The following is a 4,482-nucleotide window of genomic DNA, read 5'->3' as shown; positions in this document are numbered from 1 at the left end:
AAAAAAGCAGAAAAGAAAGAGAACAGGAAAAGCGTAGGAAGAAGCAGGAACGGGATCGTAGGAAACAGAAAAACATTCCTACAACTGCACAGCAGAGTATTCCGTATATTCGGATGCTGCAGGATGGTATCTGCCAGGTGACAAAGACCTTTTTCTCTAAGACAATTCAGTTTTATGACATCAATTATCAGCTGGCTTTAAATGAGGATAAGACCACGATATTTGAGAATTACTGTGATTTTTTAAATTACTTTGATTCTTCCATCAGTGTGCAGCTGTCCTTTATCAATCAGCAGGTGGATGTGGCTGAATTTGAGAAAAGTATTGATATTCCGGATCAGAACGATGACTTCAATGCCATTCGTGAGGAGTACCGGACCATGTTAAAAAATCAGCTTTCCAAGGGAAACAATGGTCTGGTGAAAACCAAGTATATCACTTTTGGAATCGAAGCAGAAAGCCTGAAGGTGGCAAGACCAAGGCTTGAAAGGATTGAAGCCGATATCCTGAACAACTTTAAAGTTCTGGGAGCACAGGCACATTCCTTAAATGGTCTGGAGCGACTGGAGATTCTGTATCATGTGTTCAACCAGGATCGGATTGAACCATTTAAGTTCCAGTACAAGATGCTGCCGGAAACAGGATTAAAGACCAAAGACTTTATTGCACCAACTTCCTTTAACTTTTCCAAGAATCAGACATTTCTGATGGGAAAGACCATGGGAAGCGTGAGTTATCTGCAGATCCTGGCACCGGAGCTTACAGACCGGATGCTTGCAGATTTCCTGGATGTGGATGACAGCATCAATGTCAATATTCATATCCAGTCCATTGACCAGAGTTCTGCGATCAAGATGATCAAGAGCAAGATTTCAGATTTGGATAAGATGAAGATTGAAGAGCAGAAGCGGGCGGTACGTTCCGGGTATGACATGGATGTGCTTCCATCGGATCTTGTGACCTACGGGGAAGAAGCAAAGAATCTGCTGGAAGATTTACAGTCCAGAAATGAGCGTATGTTTCTTGTGACAGTGTTGGTGATGAATACCGCAAAGAAGCGTCAGAAGCTGGATAACAATATCTTCCAGGTACAGGGTATCGCACAAAAATACAACTGTTCCTTAAAACAGCTGGACTATCAGCAGGAAGCAGCATTGATGTCCTGTATTCCACTGGGAGTCAATCGAATTGAGATTCAGAGAGGGCTTACCACATCGGCAACAGCGATCTTTGTGCCATTTACGACACAGGAACTGTTCCAGGAAGGGGAAGCTCTTTATTATGGATTGAATGCATTATCCAACAACATGATTATGGTTGACCGGAAGCGTCTGAAGAACCCGAATGGACTGATTCTTGGTACACCTGGTTCCGGTAAATCCTTCTCAGCAAAAAGAGAAATTACGAACTGTTTCCTGATTACGGAGGACGATATTATTATTTGTGATCCAGAAGCCGAGTATTATCCACTGGTGCAGGCACTGCACGGACAGGTCATCCGGATTTCACCGGTATCAGACCAGTATATCAATCCGATGGATCTGAACCTGAATTATTCAGAGGAAGATAATCCGCTGTCCTTAAAGGCAGATTTTATTCTGTCCCTGTGTGAACTGATTGTCGGTGGAAAGAATGGACTGGAACCGGTAGAAAAGACGATCATTGACCGTTGTGTGCGGCTGGTCTATCAGGAATATCTCGCTGATCCGGTGCCAGAGAAGATGCCGATACTGGAGGATTTATATAATCTGTTGCGGAAACAGGAAGAGCCGGAAGCACAGCGTCTGGCAACTTCATTGGAGATTTACGTTACAGGTTCCCTAAATGTATTTAATCATCGCACAAATGTGGACATCAACAACCGTATCGTATGTTTTGATATCAAGGAGCTTGGAAAACAGCTGAAGAAGATCGGGATGCTGATTGTGCAGGACCAGGTATGGAACCGAGTGACGATCAACCGTTCCGCTCATAAATCCACCCGTTACTATGTGGATGAATTCCATCTTCTCTTAAAAGAAGAACAGACAGCAGCCTACAGCGTGGAAATCTGGAAGCGATTCCGTAAATGGGGCGGTATTCCGACAGGAATTACCCAGAACATTAAGGATCTTTTAGCTTCCAGGGAAATCGAGAATATTTTTGAAAACTCTGATTTTATCTATATGCTCAACCAGGCATCCGGTGACAGGCAGATTCTGGCTAAACAGTTGAATATTTCACCAACCCAGCTGTCTTATGTAACCAACAGTAATGAGGGTGAAGGACTTCTGTTCTATGGAAATGTGATTATTCCGTTTGTAGACAGATTCCCGAAGAATTCCCTTTATAAGATTATGACAACCCGCCCGGAGGAAACAGCCGAAGCAGGGTAATACAGGAGGAGTAAAACAATGTTACAGGTAATTTCATATGGATTGACATTTTGTGGCGGTGCTGTATTTGGCATCGCTATTCTCTGTTTATTACAGGCAGGGAAAGGGTATCCGAAGAAGGAGGAGTAATCAGTGGCAGAACAGAGAATGAAAGTCAGGGATAAGAAAGTCCAGAAAATGACCAAGGATGGTCTGGTGGAAGAAAACCTGACGGATAAATCTTCTGTTCGTGTCAGTAACCGTGCCAGTGATGTGCAGATGGGAGGAAAACAGGGGGAAAAAGAAGTAAGCCTTGTGGATAAGTCTTCCCGCCAGTCTGAACGGAGTGGGAAAAATATTCGTCCCTCTGTGCAAAAATCCAGAGATGCACCGGAACTGATACGGGCAGAGAAGCAAAGTGAGGATCTTGGACAGAGTAGAAAACAGCAAAATAGAAAAAGAATCCGTGCTGAAGTCGGAAAAGAATCCAGACTTGCAGAAAAATCCGAAGCCGGACAGTCAGGGAGACTGAAAGAAAAACGTGCGGATCTATCAGAAAACAGAGGAGACAGCCGGAGAAATCAGACCGGTGGTAGCAAAAAGCCAAAACAAAAACAGCGTTTGAAGTTTGCTTATGAGGAAACTGGTGCTTCTGTGAAAAATGATAAAGATATGGAGAAATTGAACCAGATGGATACGGATGGAGTCAATTTCCGACATCAGAAACAGAAGGAAAAAGCCAAAAAGTTTTCTTATGAGGAAGCAAAAAAGAAGAAGGAAGCAAAGCAGCATTCCAAGAAGGCACAGGTCTATCAGGCAAATGATGGAGAAGCTCCTGGAAAGAAGAAATCCCGCTTGAAGTTTGGCGAAGGGGAATCTGTGAAAACAGAAAAAACTTCTGTTGTCAAGAAAGCAGGAAGTGCAGCTTCCGCAGCATTGCACCGTGAGATCAGCAAAAATGAAGACGATAATGCGGCGGTAGAAGGTGCCCATAAGTTAGAAGAAAGCGGCGAAGGTGTTTACCGGCTGGAACAGAGAAGTGCCAGACGCAGGAAACAGAGGGCATTCAGAAAAAGAAGCAGACTTGAAAGACAGGAAGAGAAACAGACACAGGCGGCAGCCCGTCAGGAACAGAAGAAACTGAAAAAACAGATTCAGAAGCAACAGATCAAACGGGATTATGCCAAAGCGAAGCGAAGTGAACAGACAGTAGGAACAGCTACAAAAGGTACGATTGATTATATCAAGAAGATTGGCGGCAAAGTCACCAACTTTTTTAAAGAAAACCGGAAGGTGTATATCAGTGTAGCAGTTCTGATCGGATTGATGTTTCTGATCATAACGAATGTCACGTCATGCTCTGCAGTGTTTTTACAAAATGTGATCACTTACACCGGAACCAGTTATCTGTCATCGGATCAGGCAATCCGGGAAGCGGAACTGTATTACACACAGCTGGAAGCTAATCTGCAGGAGCGGATCAACAATATGGAATCTGAAGAACCAGGACATGAGGAATACCGATATAACATCGGACCTATTGAGCATGATCCGTTTATCCTGATTAGTTATCTGTCTGCAAAGTATGAAGAATTTACTTTTGAACAGGTCAAGCCGGAGCTGGACGCCTTGTTTGCAGAGCAATATCATTTAACTACTGAAGCAGTCAATGAGACTGTAACGGAGACAGCAACAGTAAGAGTTGGAGAATCTTTGGGACAGGTTGTGACCAGTGGATATTGTAACTGTCCAATCTGTTGTGGTATTTGGAGCGGAGGACCGACTGCCAGTGGAGCATATCCAACTGCCAATCATACCTTAGCGGTAGATGCTTCCAATCCGTTTGTTCCAATGGGAACAAAGGTAGTTATGAATGGTGTCGAATATACCGTAGAAGATACCGGAGCTTTCGCAAGATACGGTGTACAATTTGATGTCTATTATGACAGTCATGCGGCAGCATCTGCACATGGACATCAGACCTGGGAATGTTATCTTGCAGATGATAACGGAAGCAATGAAGTCGAAGTGACCAGAATCAGAGATGTGGACACGCTGAATGTAACATTGACCAGTGGAAACCTGATGTCAATCTGTCAGGACAGGTTGGGATTTTTCCAGAAAGAAC

At 43.8% G+C, this 4,482-nt stretch carries 3 protein-coding genes; all 3 read left to right on the top strand.

The features are described from left to right. The coding region (locus G5B06_RS18345; protein WP_173772698.1) for a VirB4-like conjugal transfer ATPase, CD1110 family at positions 1 to 2,375 on the top strand (2,375 nt) is incomplete at its 5' end. A gap of 18 nt (positions 2,376 to 2,393) precedes the next feature. Then, positions 2,394 to 2,504 carry a DUF3789 domain-containing protein gene (locus G5B06_RS18340; RefSeq protein WP_118342920.1) on the top strand — a complete coding sequence of 37 codons (111 nt, stop codon included), beginning with the start codon at positions 2,394 to 2,396 and terminating at the stop codon, positions 2,502 to 2,504. 3 nt (positions 2,505 to 2,507) lie between these two features. Then, positions 2,508 to 4,482: CD1108 family mobile element protein (locus G5B06_RS18335; RefSeq protein WP_334297591.1), on the top strand; the 1,975-nt coding region annotated here is incomplete at its 3' end.

It is taken from the genome of Blautia luti (genome assembly GCF_013304735.1).
In the GTDB taxonomy this organism is placed as follows: Bacteria; Bacillota; Clostridia; order Lachnospirales; family Lachnospiraceae; genus Blautia_A.
Note: the sequence above shows the minus strand (reverse complement) of the source record. Positions and strands in the feature narration are given on the sequence as shown.

Coding starts and splice junctions, on each gene's coding strand:
- G5B06_RS18340 (WP_118342920.1), top strand. CDS start 2,394: ATGTTACAGGTAATTTCATATGGATTGACATTTTGTGGCGGTGCTGTA.